This window comes from Streptomyces sp. NPDC088810 (genome assembly GCF_044750305.1).
Classification (GTDB): domain Bacteria; phylum Actinomycetota; class Actinomycetes; order Streptomycetales; family Streptomycetaceae; genus Streptomyces.
Map to the genome: position 1 here is coordinate 995,911 of NZ_JBIVJQ010000001.1, position 15,520 is coordinate 1,011,430.

A 15,520-nucleotide genomic window follows, 5' to 3' on the forward strand; every position below is an offset into this window, starting at 1 on the left:
AGACCCTGACCCATGTCCTGGCTGTCCCGATTCAGCCTTGCCCAACGGGCCCTCGTCGGGCTCGTGTCGATCATCGCGCTCGCCTTCGGGCTGATCGCGATACCCCAGATCAAGCAGCAGCTGCTGCCCACCATCGAACTGCCCATGGTGTCGGTCGTCGCGCCGTACCAGGGCGCCTCGCCCGACGTGGTCGAGAAGCAGGTCGTCGAGCCGATCGAGGACAACCTCCAGGGCGTCGACGGCGTCACCGCAGTCACCTCCACGGCGAGCGAGGGCAACGCCGTGATCATGGCGTCCTTCGACTACGGCAACGACACCGAGCGGATCGTCTCCGACGTCCAGCAGGCCGTGAACCGGGCCCGCAACCGGCTCCCGGACGACGTCGACCCGCAGGTGGTCTCCGGCTCCACGGACGACATGCCGACCGTCGTCCTCGCCGTCACCTCCGACAAGGACCAGCAGGCCCTCGCCGACCAGCTCGACACCACCGTCGTACCGGCGCTGAAGGACATCGACGGTGTCGGCCGTGTGCAGGTCATGGGCGTCCGTGACCTCCAGGTCACCGTCACCCCCAACGACGCGAAGCTCGCCCGGGCCGGTCTCACCGCCGCCGCTCTCGGCCAGGCCCTCCAGGCGGGCGGCGCGACCGTCCCGGCCGGCTCCTTCGACGAGGACGGCGCCAACCGCACCGTCCAGGTCGGCGGCGGCTTCACCTCGCTGCAGCAGATCAGGGACCTGAGGGTCACCGGCGAGGGCGTGAAGCGGCCCGTGCGGCTCGCCGACGTGGCCACCGTGAAGGAGCAGCCGGCCCCGGCCGACTCCATCACCCGCACCGACGGCCGGCCCAGCCTCGCCGTCAACGTCACGATGGACCACGACGGCAGCGCGGTCGCCATCTCCGACGCGGTCAAGGACAAGCTGCCCGGCCTGCGCGCGGACCTCGGCTCCGGTGCGCGGCTCACCGTCGTCAGCGACCAGGGCCCGGCCGTGTCCAAGTCCATCAAGGGCTTGACCACGGAGGGCGCGCTCGGCCTGCTCTTCGCGGTCCTGGTGATCCTGGTCTTCCTGGCCTCGGTCCGCTCCACCCTGGTCACGGCGGTGTCCATCCCGCTGTCCGTGGTCCTCGCGCTGCTCGTGCTGTGGATGCGCGACCTGTCGCTGAACATGCTGACGCTGGGCGCGCTGACCATCGCCATCGGCCGGGTCGTCGACGACTCGATCGTCGTCCTGGAGAACATCAAGCGGCACCTCGGCTACGGCGAGGAGCGCAAGGAGGCCATCCTCACCGCGGTGCGCGAGGTGGCCGGCGCGGTCACCTCCTCCACCCTCACCACGGTCGCCGTGTTCCTGCCGATCGGTCTGGTCGGCGGCATGGTGGGCGCCCTGTTCGGCTCGTTCAGCATCACGGTGACGGCGGCCCTGCTGGCCTCCCTGCTCGTGTCGCTCACCGTCGTACCGGTGCTGTCGTACTGGTTCCTGCGCGCCCTGAAGGGCACCCCCGACGACGCGGCCGAGGCCCGCCGCAAGGCCGAGGAGAAGGAGGCCGGCAGCCGTCTCCAGCGCGCCTACGTCCCCGTCCTGCGCTTCGCGACCCGCCGCCGCCTCACGAGCGTGCTCCTCGCGATCGTCGTCCTGGTCGTCACCTTCGGCATGTCCGGCCTGCTGAAGACGAACTTCTTCGACCAGGGCGACCAGGAGGTCCTGACCGTCAAGCAGAAGCTGAAGCCCGGCACCAGCCTGGCCGCCACCGACGCGCAGGCGAAGAAGGTCGAGAAGCTGCTCGCCTCCACCGAGGGCGTGAAGGACTACCAGGTCACCGTCGGCTCCTCCGGCTTCATGGCGGCCTTCGGCGGCGGCACCGACACCAACCAGGCGTCGTACCAGGTGATGCTGAAGGACTCCGCGTCCTACGACGACGTGCAGAAGCACCTCGAGGACGGCCTGAAGAAGCTCGAGGGCATCGGTACGACCACCGTGTCGGCCGGTGACGGCTTCGGCAACCAGGACCTGAGCGTGGTGGTCAAGGCGTCCGATCCGCAGGCGCTGCGGACGGCGGCGGAGCAGGTCCGCTCCACGGTCGCCGGCCTCGACCACGTCACGGACGTCAGCAGCGACCTGGCGCGGAGCGTGCCGCGGATCTCCGTCAAGGCCAACGCCAAGGCGGCGGCGGCCGGGTTCGACGACCAGAAGCTGGGCGCCGCGGTGGCGCAGGCCGTGCGCGGTACGACGGCGGCCAAGGCGATCCTGGACGACACCGAGCGGGACGTCGTCGTACGGTCGGCGAAGCCCGCGACCACGCTGGCCCAGCTGAAGAACCTGCGCCTCGGCCCGGTCGAGCTCGGCGACATCGCCACGGTGCGGCTGGTGGACGGCCCGGTGTCCATGACCCGCATCGACGGGCAGCGCGCGGCCACCGTCACGGCCAGGCCGACCGGTGACAACACGGGCGCGATCAGCAGCAGGCTCCAGACCAGGATCAAGGCGCTGAAGCTCCCGGCGGGCGCCACGGCCGAGATCGGTGGTGTCAGCTCCGACCAGGACGACGCGTTCAAGAACCTGGGCCTGGCCATGCTGGCGGCCATCGCGATCGTCTTCATGCTTCTGGTCGCGACGTTCCGCTCCCTCGCCCAGCCGCTGATCCTGCTGGTCTCCATCCCGTTCGCGGCGACGGGCGCGATCGGCCTGCTGGTCGCCACCGGCACCCCGATGGGCGTGCCCGCGATGATCGGCATGCTGATGCTGATCGGCATCGTGGTGACCAACGCGATCGTGCTGATCGACCTGATCAACCAGTACCGGGCGCAGGGCCACGGTGTGGTGGAGGCCGTCATCGAGGGCGGCCGGCACCGGCTCCGCCCGATCCTGATGACGGCGCTGGCGACCATCTTCGCCCTGCTCCCGATGGCCCTGGGGGTCACCGGCGAGGGCGGCTTCATCGCCCAGCCGCTGGCCGTGGTGGTCATCGGCGGCCTGATCACCTCGACCCTGCTGACCCTGCTCCTCGTCCCGACGCTCTACGCGATGCTGGAGCTGCGCAAGGAGCGCCGGGCGAAGAAGCGGGCGGCCAAGAGGGCGCCGAGCGAGCAGCGGACGCCGGAGCCGGCCGGGGTCTGACGGCATGCGAGAAGGCCGGGTCCCGTACGACGTACGGGACCCGGCCTTCTCGCATGGGCTACGGCAGCGCCAGCATCCGCTCCAGCGCCAGCTTGGCGAACGCCTCCGTCTCCTTGTCGACCTCGATGCGGTTGACCAGGTTGCCCTCGGCCAGGGACTCCAGGGCCCAGACCAGGTGGGGCAGGTCGATGCGGTTCATGGTCGAGCAGAAGCAGACGGTCTTGTCGAGGAAGACGATCTCCTTGCCCTCGGGCGCGAAACGGTTCGCCAGCCGGCGGACCAGGTTCAGCTCGGTGCCGATGGCCCACTTGGACCCGGCCGGGGCGGCTTCGAGGGCCTTGATGATGTACTCGGTCGAGCCGACGTAGTCCGCCGCGGCCACGACCTCGTGCTTGCACTCGGGGTGGACCAGGACGTTCACGCCCGGGATGCGCTCGCGGACGTCGTTGACCGAGTCCAGGCTGAAGCGGCCGTGGACCGAGCAGTGGCCGCGCCACAGGATCATCTTCGCGGCGCGCAGCTCCTCCGCGGTCAGCCCGCCGTTCGGCTTGTGCGGGTTGTAGACCACGCAGTCGTCCAGGGACATGCCCATGTCGCGGACGGCGGTGTTGCGGCCCAGGTGCTGGTCCGGCAGGAAGAGGACCTTCTCCCCCTGCTCGAAGGCCCAGTCCAGGGCGCGCTTGGCGTTGGACGAGGTGCAGATCGTGCCGCCGTGCTTGCCGGTGAACGCCTTGATGTCGGCGGAGGAGTTCATGTACGACACCGGGACCACCTGCTCGGCGATGCCCGCCTCGGTCAGCACGTCCCAGCACTCGGCGACCTGCTCGGCCGTCGCCATGTCGGCCATGGAGCAGCCGGCGGCGAGGTCGGGCAGGACGACCTTCTGGTCGTCCGAGGTCAGGATGTCCGCCGACTCGGCCATGAAGTGCACACCGCAGAAGACGATGTACTCGGCCTCCGGGCGCGCCGCCGCGTCCCGGGCCAGCTTGAAGGAGTCGCCCGTGACATCGGCGAACTGGATGACCTCGTCGCGCTGGTAGTGGTGGCCGAGCACGAAGACCTTGTCGCCGAGCTTCTCCTTGGCGGCGCGGGCACGCTCGACCAGATCGGGGTCGGACGGCGACGGCAGGTCACCGGGACACTCGACGCCCCGCTCGCTCTTCGGGTCGGCCTCGCGGCCGAGCAGCAGCAGGGCGAGCGGAGTCGGCTGCACGTCGAGCTCCTGGGTCTGGGCGGTGGTCACCACACGCACCCTTTCTACTTTTCGTCTAACTGACGCTATCTATCATAACTGGTTCACGTCACTTTGACGATGGCGATAGCGTCGATGTGACGTGAATCCCGCCGGGGTCCCTCTTCGGGCGCCTGTCCGCCTCCCCGGGCATGTGCGAGCATGAGGAAGCAAGGAAAGAACGCGACCACGCGAATGCCCGGCCCGGAATGAATCCGCGGAAGCGCCGGTTGCACTCGTCGGCAAGCAGTCTCCGTACAACCCGGGAGAGATGTAGATGTCCGTATCGGACGAGACCACCACCGTCACCGACGGCATCATCCTGACCGACGCCGCCGCGGCCAAGGTCAAGGCCCTGCTCGACCAGGAAGGCCGCGACGACCTCGCGCTGCGCGTCGCCGTCCAGCCCGGCGGCTGCTCCGGCCTGCGCTACCAGCTCTTCTTCGACGAGCGCTCGCTCGACGGCGACGTGGAGAAGGACTTCGGCGGGGTCAAGGTCGTCACGGACCGGATGAGCGCCCCGTACCTGGGCGGCGCCACCATCGACTTCGTGGACACGATCGAGAAGCAGGGCTTCACGATCGACAACCCGAACGCGACCGGCTCCTGCGCCTGCGGCGACTCCTTCAGCTGAGCCGACGCCGGCCGGCACAGGCACGGACAAGGCAGGAAAGGGCGGCGGTCCCCTTCGGGGGGCCGCCGCCCTTTCGTGTCCGGCGCCCGCGCCCGGCTAGCGCGGCTGCGCCGACGCGTCCGGCCGCAGCGAGCCCGGCTTGGCCTTCGGGACCGCCTTGCCGTCCGTGCCGACCACCGTCCGCCCGTCCAGCGGCGCCTCCAGTGTCACAGTCTTCACGTACTGCTTGGCGATCAGGACGCACACCCGGTCCGGCCAGGGCTTCTCGGTGACCGTCACCGTCACCCGGCCGCCGCTCTCCCGGGCCGACGTCTTGTAGTCGGCGCACACCCCGCCGTAGAAGCTCAGGTTCAGCGTCCGCCCGTCGGCCGTGTAGGCGTTCACCGGCACGCTCCGGCTCTTCCCGGGCGCCGTGGAGGCCGACGGCGCCAAGGAGGGCGACGAGGGCGCGGACGCCGACGCCAGGTACTTCGGGTCGACCGCCGGGTACGTCACCGTGAACGCGTCGTCCGCCGTGGACCCGCGCACCTGGAACAGCCAGGACGGCACCAGCGTCTGCCGGCCGCCGACGGAGTGCGCGGCCAGCCCGAACACCGCCTTCTCGACCGTGACCGTGCCGGCGTCCGTCTCCTTGCCGGCCGACGGCTTCGGCGCCCCCGTGGACGCACCGCACGGCTGCTCCAGCCGGTCCTTGAGCGGCACCGGGGCGGCACACCCGCCGATCCCCATCCGGTGTCCGCCCTTCGCCGTCCTGTTCATCAGCTCCACCGTCTTCTCCGCGCCCAGCACGGGATACGTGTCGCCCTTCACCGGCGCGGCCAGCAGCCCGTGACCGCCGACCAGCTCGCCCTTCCGGTCCACGGTCAGGCCGGTCGTCCAGCCGTAGGTGGGCAGCCCGCCGACCACCGGATCGGCGTTCACCACCCGCTGGGCGCCCATCACCTGGCTCGCGTCGAGCTTCGCGTCGTCCAGCCCCGCCGCCTTCAGCACCGGCGCCGCCGCCTTCTCGGCCTCCGCCACGCTCACCGGGTCGCCGGCCGGAGCACCCGGATCCTGCGTGCAGACGGTCACCTTGCGGCAGTTGTCGGTGCCGGGCGCGTACCGGTCGAAAGTCCAGCTGCCCGGCGCGTCCCGGTTCACGGTCAGGCTCGGTCCGGAGCCGTCCTGGCCGCCGATCCGCCAGATCCGGCCCTCGGCCACCGGCGCCCCGTCGATCCCGAGCGCCTTCGCCAGCCGGAGCACCCGGCCCCGGCCGACCTCGCCCCGCGGCTCGTACACCGGCGCCGCACCGGGGCCGTCGGGCAGGTCGCCCCGCACCACGTACCGGGTGCCGTACGGATCCGGCTCGCCGGGCGCGATCCCGCCCGTGCCGCTGTGCTCCCAGCCGTCCAGGGTGAGGGGCGGGGGAGTGCCGCCGGCCGAGCCGGGAGCGGTCGTGTGGCCCGTACGGCCGTCCGTGCCGCCGCCCGCGGCGAGGTAGGCGCCACCGCCGCCGATCAGCAGGACGGCCGCGGTGGCGACGGTGACGACGACGGCGGTGGGGCGTCGACTGCTCGTCCGCCCGGGGTCCGCCCCTTCGGGGGCTTCGGAGTTCTCAGGCCGCTCGGTGTTCACCGCATCGCTCCTCACTGCTCGTGTCCCGCATCCCCGGCTGCGGGGGACGGCGATGGGACGTGGGAGGGGAGCGTACGGTTCCCGGGCGTGCGCCCGCGGTCAGTCGCCGTAGTCGGACATCGCGTCCAGCAGTCTGGCCGAGCGCACCGGCACGTCCACCCCGTGGATGAGGGACGGCGGCACCGGCCGGGACTCGGCGTGCTCCGGGACCTCCCAGTGCGGAGCCATCCGGGCGCAGTCGCCGCGCAGCGCGGCGAGACCGCCGTCGAGGTCGGCCGGGGCGGTGGAGGTGACCTTGAGGTTCGTCATGACCGAACCGTAGGCACGGCTGAGGGTGCGGAGAAAGAGCTACTATCGGGTAGTTTTGCCAGCTTCAGTGGCGGCTTCCGACCGGGTAGCGTGAACTGTCAATCCAGCCTCCCGCAGGAGAACCCCGTCGTGCGCATCGCAGTCACCGGCTCCATCGCCACCGACCACCTCATGACCTTCCCCGGCCGCTTCGCCGACCAGTTCGTCGCGGACCAGCTGCACACGGTTTCGCTCTCCTTCCTGGTCGACAACCTCGACGTGCGCCGCGGCGGCGTCGGCGCCAACATCGCCTTCGGCATGGGCCAGCTCGGCACCAGCCCGATCCTGGTCGGAGCCGCCGGCTTCGATTTCGACGAGTACCGGGCCTGGCTCGACCGGCACGGCGTCGACACCGAATCCGTCCGCATCTCCGAGACCCTGCACACCGCCCGCTTCGTGTGCACCACGGACTCCGACCACAACCAGATCGGCTCCTTCTACACCGGCGCGATGAGCGAGGCCCGGCTGATCGAGCTGAAGACCGTGGCGGACCGCGTGGGCGGCCTCGACCTGGTCCTCATCGGCGCCGACGACCCCGAGGCGATGCTCCGCCACACGGAGGAGTGCCGCTCCCGCTCGATCCCCTTCGCCGCGGACTTCTCCCAGCAGATCGCCCGCATGGAGGGCGAGGAGATCCGGATACTGCTCGACGGGGCGACGTACCTGTTCTCCAACGAGTACGAGAAGGGCCTCATCGAGTCCAAGACCGGCTGGAGCGACGCGGAGATCCTCGCCAAGGTCGGCCACCGGGTCACCACGCTCGGCTCGCGCGGCGTCCGCATCGAGCGGACCGGCGAGGACCCGATCGAGGTCGGCTGCCCGGAGGAGGAGCGCAAGGCCGACCCCACGGGCGTCGGCGACGCCTTCCGCGCCGGGTTCCTGTCGGGGCTGGCCTGGGGTGTCTCCCTTCAGCGTGCGGCTCAGGTGGGCTGCATGCTGGCGACTCTCGTCATCGAGACCGTGGGGACGCAGGAGTACCGGCTGCGCCGGGGCCACTTCATGGAGCGGTTCGTGAAGGCGTACGGGGACGAGGCCGGGCAGGAGGTCCGGGCTCACCTGAACTGAGGCGGGGGGCGGGGGGCCGGGGGCGCCCCGGACCCCCTCAGCTCACCCGGCGTACCACGTACGCCGTTCCCCTCTCCGCCGGCTCCTCCCCGACGTACTCCTGGCCCCGCATCTCGCACCACGCCGGGATGTCCAGGCGGGCCGCCTCGTCGTCGGAGAGGACGCGGACGGTGCCGCCCACGGGGACCTGGGCGAAGACCTTGGCCAGCTCGATCACGGGGATCGGGCAGCGCTTGCCGAGGGAGTCGACGAGCAGCTCCTTCGGGCCCGCCTGGGTGACCGGCGCGGGCGCGCCCAGCTTCTCGCGCACCCCGGCCACCGCCCCGGGCAGCACCTCCAGGAACCGTTCCACGTCGGCCTCCGCGGTGCCGGGCGGCAGGGACACCCGCACGTTGCCCTCGCTCAGCACTCCCATCGCCTTCAGCACATGGCTGGGCGTCAGCGTGCTGCTCGTGCAGGAGGAGCCGGAGGAGACCGAGAAGCCGGCCCGGTCCAGCTCGTGCAGCAGGGCCTCGCCGTCGACGTACAGGCAGGAGAAGGTGACGATCCCGGGCAGCCGGCGCTCGGCGTCGCCGACCACCTCCACGTCCGCCACCAGCTCCGGCAGCCGCGCCCGGATCCGTTCCGTCAGCTCCCGCAGCCGTACCGCCTCCTGGGCCGCCTCGGCCCGTACCGCGCGCAGCGAGGCCACGGCCGCGATGATCGCCGGGATGTTCTCGAACCCGGGGGCCCGGCCCGACTCGCGCTCGTCCACCGGCCCTTGCGCCGCGAACCGCACCCCCTTGCGGACGACGAGCAGCCCGACCCCCGACGGGCCGCCCCACTTGTGGGCGCTGGCCGTCAGCAGCGACCAGTCGCCCTCGACCGGCCCCCAGCCGAGCGACTGCGCCGCGTCCACCAGCAACGGCACCCCGGCCGCCCGGCACGCCTCGGCCACCTCGGCCACCGGCTGCACGGTCCCCACCTCGTGGTTGGCCGACTGAAGGCAGGCCAGCGCGGTGTCGGGGCGCAGCGCGGCCGCGTACCCGGACGGCTCGACGGCCCCGGTCCGGCCGACCGCCACCCGGGTGACGGAGCCGCCCTCGGCCTCGAACACCTCCGCCGAATGGAGTACGGAGGAGTGTTCGACCGCAGACACGATCAGGTGGCGTCCGACCCGCCGCCGCCCGGCCAAGGCCCCCGCGACGCCCGCGTGTACGGCCCCCGTCCCGGACGACGTGAACACCACCTCGTCCGCCCGGCACCCGACCGCCTCCGCGGCCGCCTCCCGAGCAGCGTCCAGCAGCATCCGGGCCTTCCTGCCCTCCCGGTAGAGGCGGGCCGGATCGGCCCATCCGTCATCCAGGGAGGCCAACAGCGCCTGGCGGGCAACGGGATGCAGAGGAGCGGCGGAGGCAGCGTCAAAGTAGGCCATACGGCAACGTTAAGACCCCGGCGGAGGCAGCCGAACCGGGGGCGCGGGGCGGTGACATCAGCGACTCCGCCGCGGGGCGCGACCAGCCACAACGGACCCGCAGCCGCCAATCAAGCGAACCACCCCACCTAGTAGGCACCCCTCCCCGCGAACCCTCGGAGAGGGTGGGCTAGGGTTTGGTCCGCATAAACATCCAAACCCCTGCCCGACGCAGGGCGGCGACCGACCAGCGAGAAGGCCGCAGCCAACCGCGCGGGCGAGACTCTCGGGAAGGCGCTACGTGAGTCCCAACGGCTCCGACCGCTCGCCGCGGCGCCCGATGCGGCGGAAGCTGCTGCAGGCACTGACCGCGGGCCTGGTCCTGGCGACCGCAACCGGTTGCACATACAAGGACTTCCCCCGCCTTGGCATGCCCACCCCGACCACGGAAGAGGCTCCGCGGATCCTCTCCCTGTGGCAGGGCTCCTGGGCTGCCGCGCTCGCCGTCGGCGTGCTGGTGTGGGGCCTGATCCTGTGGAGTGCCCTCTTCCACCGGCGCAGCCGCACCAAGGTCGAGGTTCCTCCGCAGACTCGGTACAACATGCCGATCGAGGCCCTGTACACGGTGGTCCCGATCATCATCATCTCGGTGCTCTTCTACTTCACGGCCCGGGACGAGTCGAAGCTGCTCAGCCTCACCGACAAGAAGCCGGACGTCACGGTCAACGTGGTCGGCTTCCAGTGGAGCTGGGGCTTCAACTACATCGAGAACGTCCCCGGTTCCACCGGCGATGCCAAGACCGACAAGAACCTGGACGCCATTCCGGCCCGGTTCAAGAAGGACTTCCCGGCGAACGCCGGCGGTGTCTACGACGTCGGTACCCCTGGCACGCGGAACCCGCAGACGAACAACCCCGGTCCGACGCTCTGGCTCCCCAAGGGCAAGACGGTCCGCTTCGTCCTCACCTCGCGTGACGTCATCCACTCCTTCTGGGTGGTGCCGTTCCTGATGAAGCAGGACGTCATCCCGGGCCACACCAACGCGTTCCAGGTGACCCCCAACAAGGAGGGGACCTTCCTGGGCAAGTGCGCGGAGCTCTGCGGCGTCGACCACTCCCGGATGCTGTTCAACGTGAAGGTCGTCTCCCCGGCGGCTTACCAGAAGCATCTTCAGGACCTCGCCAAGAAGGGGCAGACCGGTTACATTCCCGCCGGCATCGCGCAGACGAGCCACGAGAAGAACCGGGAGTCGAACGTACTGTGAGCATCCTCAACGAACCCCAGGGTGCCGCGGCAGCTGAGGACTCGTACGAGAACGAGCTGCCGGTCCGGCGCAAGCAGCCCGGCAACGTCGTGGTGAAGTGGCTGACGACCACCGACCACAAGACGATCGGCACGCTGTATCTGGTCACCTCGTTCGCGTTCTTCCTGATCGGCGGCGTCATGGCGCTGCTGATGCGCGCCGAGCTGGCCCGCCCGGGCCTGCAGTTCATGTCGAACGAGCAGTTCAACCAGGCGTTCACGATGCACGGCACGATCATGCTGCTGATGTTCGCGACGCCGCTGTTCGCCGGCTTCACGAACTGGATCATGCCGCTGCAGATCGGCGCGCCCGACGTGGCGTTCCCGCGGCTGAACATGTTCGCCTACTGGCTCTACCTGTTCGGCTCGACCATCGCGGTGGGCGGCTTCCTCACCCCGGAGGGTGCGGCCGACTTCGGCTGGTTCGCCTACTCCCCGCTGTCGGACGCGGTCCGCTCGCCGGGCCTCGGCGCCGACATGTGGATCATGGGTCTGGCCTTCTCCGGCTTCGGCACCATCCTCGGCGCGGTCAACTTCATCACCACGATCATCTGCATGCGTGCCCCGGGCATGACCATGTTCCGCATGCCGATCTTCGTGTGGAACGTGCTGCTGACCGCCGTGCTGGTCCTGCTGGCCTTCCCGGTCCTGGCGGCCGCGCTGTTCGCCCTGGAGGCGGACCGCAAGTTCGGCGCCCACGTCTTCGACGCGGCCAACGGCGGAGCCTTGCTCTGGCAGCACCTCTTCTGGTTCTTCGGCCACCCAGAGGTGTACATCATCGCGCTGCCGTTCTTCGGCATCATTTCCGAGGTCATCCCGGTGTTCTCCCGCAAGCCGATGTTCGGCTACATGGGCCTGATCGCCGCGACCATCGCGATCGCCGGTCTGTCCGTGACGGTGTGGGCCCACCACATGTACGTCACCGGCGGTGTACTGCTGCCGTTCTTCTCCTTCATGACGTTCCTGATCGCCGTCCCGACCGGTGTGAAGTTCTTCAACTGGATCGGCACCATGTGGAAGGGCTCGCTGTCCTTCGAGACGCCGATGCTCTGGGCCGTCGGCTTCCTGATCACCTTCACCTTCGGTGGTCTGACCGGTGTCATCCTGGCCTCGCCGCCGATGGACTTCCACGTCTCCGACTCCTACTTCGTGGTGGCGCACTTCCACTACGTGGTGTTCGGTACGGTCGTCTTCGCGATGTTCTCCGGCTTCCACTTCTGGTGGCCGAAGATGACCGGCAAGATGCTGGACGAGCGCCTCGGCAAGATCACCTTCTGGACGCTGTTCGTCGGCTTCCACGGCACGTTCCTGGTCCAGCACTGGCTGGGTGCCGAGGGCATGCCGCGCCGGTACGCCGACTACCTGGCGGCCGACGGCTTCACGGCCCTGAACACGATCTCGACGATCAGTTCGTTCCTGCTCGGCCTGTCGATCCTGCCGTTCCTCTACAACGTGTGGAAGACGGCCAAGTACGGCAAGCCGGTCGGCGTGGACGACCCGTGGGGTTACGGCCGTTCGCTGGAGTGGGCGACCTCCTGCCCGCCGCCGCGGCACAACTTCCTCACCCTGCCGCGGATCCGCAGCGAATCCCCGGCGTTCGACCTGCACCACCCTGAGATCGCCGCGCTCGAGCAGCTCGAGCACGCCGGTCATGGCACCGCCGTCGCGGGCAGCAAGGAGGCCGGCAAGTGAAGATCCAGGGTCGGATGTTCATCTGGCTGAGCGTCTTCATCCTGATCATGGCCATCGTGTATGGCGTGTGGTCGAAGGAGCCGGCCGGAACCACCGCGCTCTTCCTGGCCTTCGGCCTGAGCGTCATGATCGGCTTCTACCTGGGCTTCACCGCCCGGCGGGTCGACGCGGGCGCCCAGGACGACAAGGAGGCGGACGTCGCGGACGACGCGGGCGAGCTGGGCTTCTTCAGCCCGCACAGCTGGCAGCCGCTCATGCTGGGCTTCGGCGGCGCGATCGCCTTCCTCAGCATCGCGGTCGGCTGGTGGCTGATCTACTTCTCCGCGCCGTTCATCGCGCTTGGCCTGTTCGGCTGGGTGTTCGAGTACTACCACGGTGAGAACCGCACCCAGTAGGACTCGCGGAACGCACCGGGAGCCCGGACCTTCCCTCAGGAGGGTCCGGGCTCCCGGCTTTTCCGGCGGCCCCGGCGTGTCCTTCCTTTGCCGCAGTGTCGTTCCCTCGTACGAGTTACCTGCCGCGCCGGTACGGTCTCCAGCTCATAGCGTGATCGTATGAACCACACTCCGCGGACCCGCACCGTCGTCAGCTGCACCCTGCTGGTGACCGCCCTCGGCGCGGGCGTCACCGCTTGCGGTTCGGACGGCAACCCCCTGTCGGCCAGGCCGTACGACGCAGCGGGCCTGATCTCCTTCAACGGCCCCACCGAAGCGGGGAAGCGGGCCGACCCGGACAAGCCCCTGGAGGTCACCGCCAACAGCGGCGACGGGCGCATCACGGACGTCACCGCCCAGGACTCCACGGGGCGCTACGTGGCGGGCGAACTGGCCGCCGACGGCAGCCGCTGGCACAGCACCTCCCCGCTGGCCGCCAACGCCCACTACACGGTCACGGTGAGCACCGAGGACGACGACGGCGCCCCCGGCCGCAAGGTCCTCACGTTCGACACCAGCCAGCCCGCCAGCAGGCAGCGCCTGAACGTCACGTTCGGGCCGCAGAAGGGCACCTACGGCGTCGGGCAGCCGATCACGGCCCAGCTCGACCACGAGATCAAGGACAAGGCGCAGCGCGCCGTCGTGGAACGCGCCCTGCGGGTGGACTCCACGCCGGCCGTCCAGGGCGCCTGGCACTGGGTGGACAACAAGGAACTGCACTACCGCCCCAAGGAGTACTGGCCCGTCCACGCCACCATCCAGGTGCACAGCAACCTGGACGGCGTCAGGATCGGCGACCGGCTGTGGGGCGGCAAGGCGAAGCCGGTGAAGATCACCACAGGGGACCGGGTCGAGGCCGTCACGGACGCCGCCTCGCACCAGATGACCGTCTACAAGAACGGCCAGGAGATCAACCAGATCCCGGTCACGACGGGCAAACCCGGCTTCGAGACCCGCAACGGCGTCAAGGTCGTCCTGGCCAAGCAGTACTTCGTACGCATGCGCGGCACCACGGTCGGCATCGCCGAGGGCAGCGCCGACTCCTATGACCTGCCGGTCTACTACGCCACCCGGGTCACCTGGTCAGGCGAGTACGTCCATGCCGCCCCCTGGTCCGTGGGCTCCCAGGGGTACGCCAACGTCAGCCACGGCTGCACAGGGATGAGCACGTCCAACGCCGAGTGGTTCTTCGACACCGTCCGCGAGGGCGACATCGTCAGGGTCGTCAACTCCAACGGCGACGACATGGAGCCCTTCGGCAACGGCTTCGGCGACTGGAACGTCGACTGGCAGAAGTGGCGCCAGGGCAGCGCCCTCTTCGACGGCAGACCGGACGGCCCTGCGCCGTCAGACGCTCTGAGGATCCAGCCAGCGGCCCTGTGAGCGCATCGAAGGGGCGTGGGGAACGGCGCGGGAAGAGACCACGGGCCCGCACTCGCGCACGATCCCCGCGCCCCTCCCCGCTAGGCGCCCACCAGCCGCTGCTGACGGAGCAGGGAGGCCAGGGCGGAGGCGAACTCCACCGGATCCACCGGCAGGGTCACCGCCGCGTCGGCCCGGCTCCACGTGGCCAGCCACGCGTCCTGCGGCCGCCCCATCAGCAGCAGCACCGGCGGACAGTTGAACACCTCGTCCTTGATCTGCCGGCACATCCCCATGCCGCCCATCGGCACGGCCTCGCCGTCGAGCACACAGACGTCGATGCCGCCCTTGCCCAGCTCCCTGAGGACCGCGTCGGGAGTCGCACACTCCACGAACTCGACGAGGGGCACATCGGGAGCCGGCCGACGCCCGGAGGCCAGCCGTACTTGCTCGCGGGTGGTGGAGTCGTCGCTGTAGACCAGCACCGTGGCGGTCGGCTGCATTGTTCCTCCGAGACGTCAGCGTCGTACGGACAGGACGGGCGGGGCCGTTCCGGCGGATGTTACTCCCGTCGTCGTCCCCGTGAACACCACGTCAACAGCGGTCCGGCGGGTGGCAACACTCCGAACGGCACCCCCCGGAGTGAGCGCGAGATAAGCGACCGACATAATGTCGGTCGTGGCGACAGCAACGACAGTAGAAACCGGGCACGCGCACCCGTCGGTCAACCGGCCGAACCTCACCAGCGTCGGAACCATCATCTGGCTGAGTTCCGAGCTGATGTTCTTCGCGGCCCTCTTCGCGATGTACTTCACCCTCCGGTCGGTGACCGGACCGGTCCACTGGAAGGAACAGGCGGAGGCACTCAACGTGCCCTTCTCCGCCACGAACACCACGATCCTGGTGCTCTCCTCCCTCACCTGCCAGCTCGGCGTGTTCGCGGCCGAGCGCGGCGATGTGAAGAAGCTCCGTGGCTGGTTCATCCTCACCTTCATCATGGGTGCGATCTTCATCGGCGGTCAGATCTACGAGTACACGGAGCTGGTGAAGAAGGACGGGATCTCGCTGTCCTCCGACCCGTACGGCTCGGTGTTCTACCTGACCACCGGCTTCCACGGCCTGCACGTGACGGGCGGTCTCATCGCCTTCCTGCTGGTCCTCGGCCGCACCTACATGGCCAAGAGGTTCACTCACGAGCAGGCGACCGCCGCCATCGTCGTGTCCTACTACTGGCACTTCGTCGATGTCGTCTGGATCGGCCTCTTCGCCACGATCTACCTGATCAAGTAGCCGGGACCGCTCCCGCACATCCAGAAGCACCGACGCAGAAG

General features: G+C 69.7%; 13 protein-coding genes. 8 read left to right on the forward strand and 5 right to left on the reverse strand.

Features of this window, described 5'->3' with window-relative positions:
* Window positions 1–12: 12 nt before the first annotated feature.
* Window positions 13–3,114 (forward strand): efflux RND transporter permease subunit, encoded by a 3,102-nt coding sequence (locus tag ACIP4Y_RS04560; RefSeq protein WP_401387619.1) that lies wholly within the window; start codon window positions 13–15, stop codon window positions 3,112–3,114.
* 58 nt (window positions 3,115–3,172) lie between these two features.
* On the opposite strand, the gene nadA is transcribed toward ACIP4Y_RS04560, so the two are convergent.
* Complete coding sequence (gene nadA, locus ACIP4Y_RS04565; protein ID WP_401387622.1) at window positions 3,173–4,357, reverse strand: quinolinate synthase NadA; 1,185 nt, start codon at window positions 4,355–4,357, stop codon at window positions 3,173–3,175.
* Window positions 4,358–4,622: 265 nt separating this feature from the next.
* On the opposite strand from nadA, the gene ACIP4Y_RS04570 reads away from it, so the two are divergent.
* Entirely contained in the window at window positions 4,623–4,979 is a 357-nt protein-coding gene (locus tag ACIP4Y_RS04570; protein ID WP_028422454.1) for an iron-sulfur cluster assembly accessory protein, read from the forward strand.
* 96 nt (window positions 4,980–5,075) lie between these two features.
* Here ACIP4Y_RS04570 and ACIP4Y_RS04575 read toward each other — a convergent pair whose 3' ends face one another.
* Entirely contained in the window at window positions 5,076–6,593 is a 1,518-nt protein-coding gene (locus tag ACIP4Y_RS04575) for a hypothetical protein (protein ID WP_401387625.1), read from the reverse strand.
* A 99-nt stretch (window positions 6,594–6,692) separates the two neighbouring features.
* Entirely contained in the window at window positions 6,693–6,902 is a 210-nt protein-coding gene (locus ACIP4Y_RS04580) for a hypothetical protein (protein WP_358648251.1), read from the reverse strand.
* A 129-nt stretch (window positions 6,903–7,031) separates the two neighbouring features.
* Here ACIP4Y_RS04580 and ACIP4Y_RS04585 point away from each other — a divergent pair, with 129 nt between their 5' ends.
* A complete protein-coding gene (locus ACIP4Y_RS04585) occupies window positions 7,032–8,006 on the forward strand; it encodes a carbohydrate kinase family protein (RefSeq protein WP_401387628.1) in 975 nt (324 codons plus the stop codon).
* 37 nt (window positions 8,007–8,043) lie between these two features.
* Here the strand turns inward: ACIP4Y_RS04585 and ACIP4Y_RS04590 are convergent, their stop codons facing one another.
* Window positions 8,044–9,420 (reverse strand): cysteine desulfurase/sulfurtransferase TusA family protein, encoded by a 1,377-nt coding sequence (locus tag ACIP4Y_RS04590; protein ID WP_401387631.1) that lies wholly within the window; start codon window positions 9,418–9,420, stop codon window positions 8,044–8,046.
* Between the two features lie 280 nt (window positions 9,421–9,700).
* Between ACIP4Y_RS04590 and coxB the strand changes: the two genes are divergently transcribed.
* From coxB to ACIP4Y_RS04610, 4 genes are all read left to right on the forward strand, one after another.
* Window positions 9,701–10,663: a cytochrome c oxidase subunit II gene (gene coxB, locus ACIP4Y_RS04595; protein WP_358648248.1), complete on the forward strand. Its 963-nt coding sequence runs from the start codon at window positions 9,701–9,703 to the stop codon at window positions 10,661–10,663.
* Window positions 10,660–12,393 carry a cytochrome c oxidase subunit I gene (gene ctaD / locus ACIP4Y_RS04600; RefSeq protein ID WP_401387634.1) on the forward strand — a complete coding sequence of 578 codons (1,734 nt, stop codon included), beginning with the start codon at window positions 10,660–10,662 and terminating at the stop codon, window positions 12,391–12,393. The genes coxB and ctaD overlap by 4 nt, the downstream gene beginning before the upstream one ends.
* Window positions 12,390–12,788: a cytochrome c oxidase subunit 4 gene (locus ACIP4Y_RS04605; RefSeq protein ID WP_401387637.1), complete on the forward strand. Its 399-nt coding sequence runs from the start codon at window positions 12,390–12,392 to the stop codon at window positions 12,786–12,788. The genes ctaD and ACIP4Y_RS04605 overlap by 4 nt, the downstream gene beginning before the upstream one ends.
* Window positions 12,789–12,947: 159 nt before the next feature.
* Window positions 12,948–14,210: an Ig-like domain-containing protein gene (locus ACIP4Y_RS04610; RefSeq protein WP_401387640.1), complete on the forward strand. Its 1,263-nt coding sequence runs from the start codon at window positions 12,948–12,950 to the stop codon at window positions 14,208–14,210.
* An 80-nt stretch (window positions 14,211–14,290) separates the two neighbouring features.
* Here ACIP4Y_RS04610 and ACIP4Y_RS04615 read toward each other — a convergent pair whose 3' ends face one another.
* Window positions 14,291–14,692: a hypothetical protein gene (locus ACIP4Y_RS04615; RefSeq protein ID WP_401387643.1), complete on the reverse strand. Its 402-nt coding sequence runs from the start codon at window positions 14,690–14,692 to the stop codon at window positions 14,291–14,293.
* 166 nt (window positions 14,693–14,858) lie between these two features.
* On the opposite strand from ACIP4Y_RS04615, the gene ACIP4Y_RS04620 reads away from it, so the two are divergent.
* A complete protein-coding gene (locus ACIP4Y_RS04620) occupies window positions 14,859–15,479 on the forward strand; it encodes a heme-copper oxidase subunit III (protein WP_030348419.1) in 621 nt (206 codons plus the stop codon).
* The last annotated feature ends 41 nt before the right edge of the window (window positions 15,480–15,520 follow it).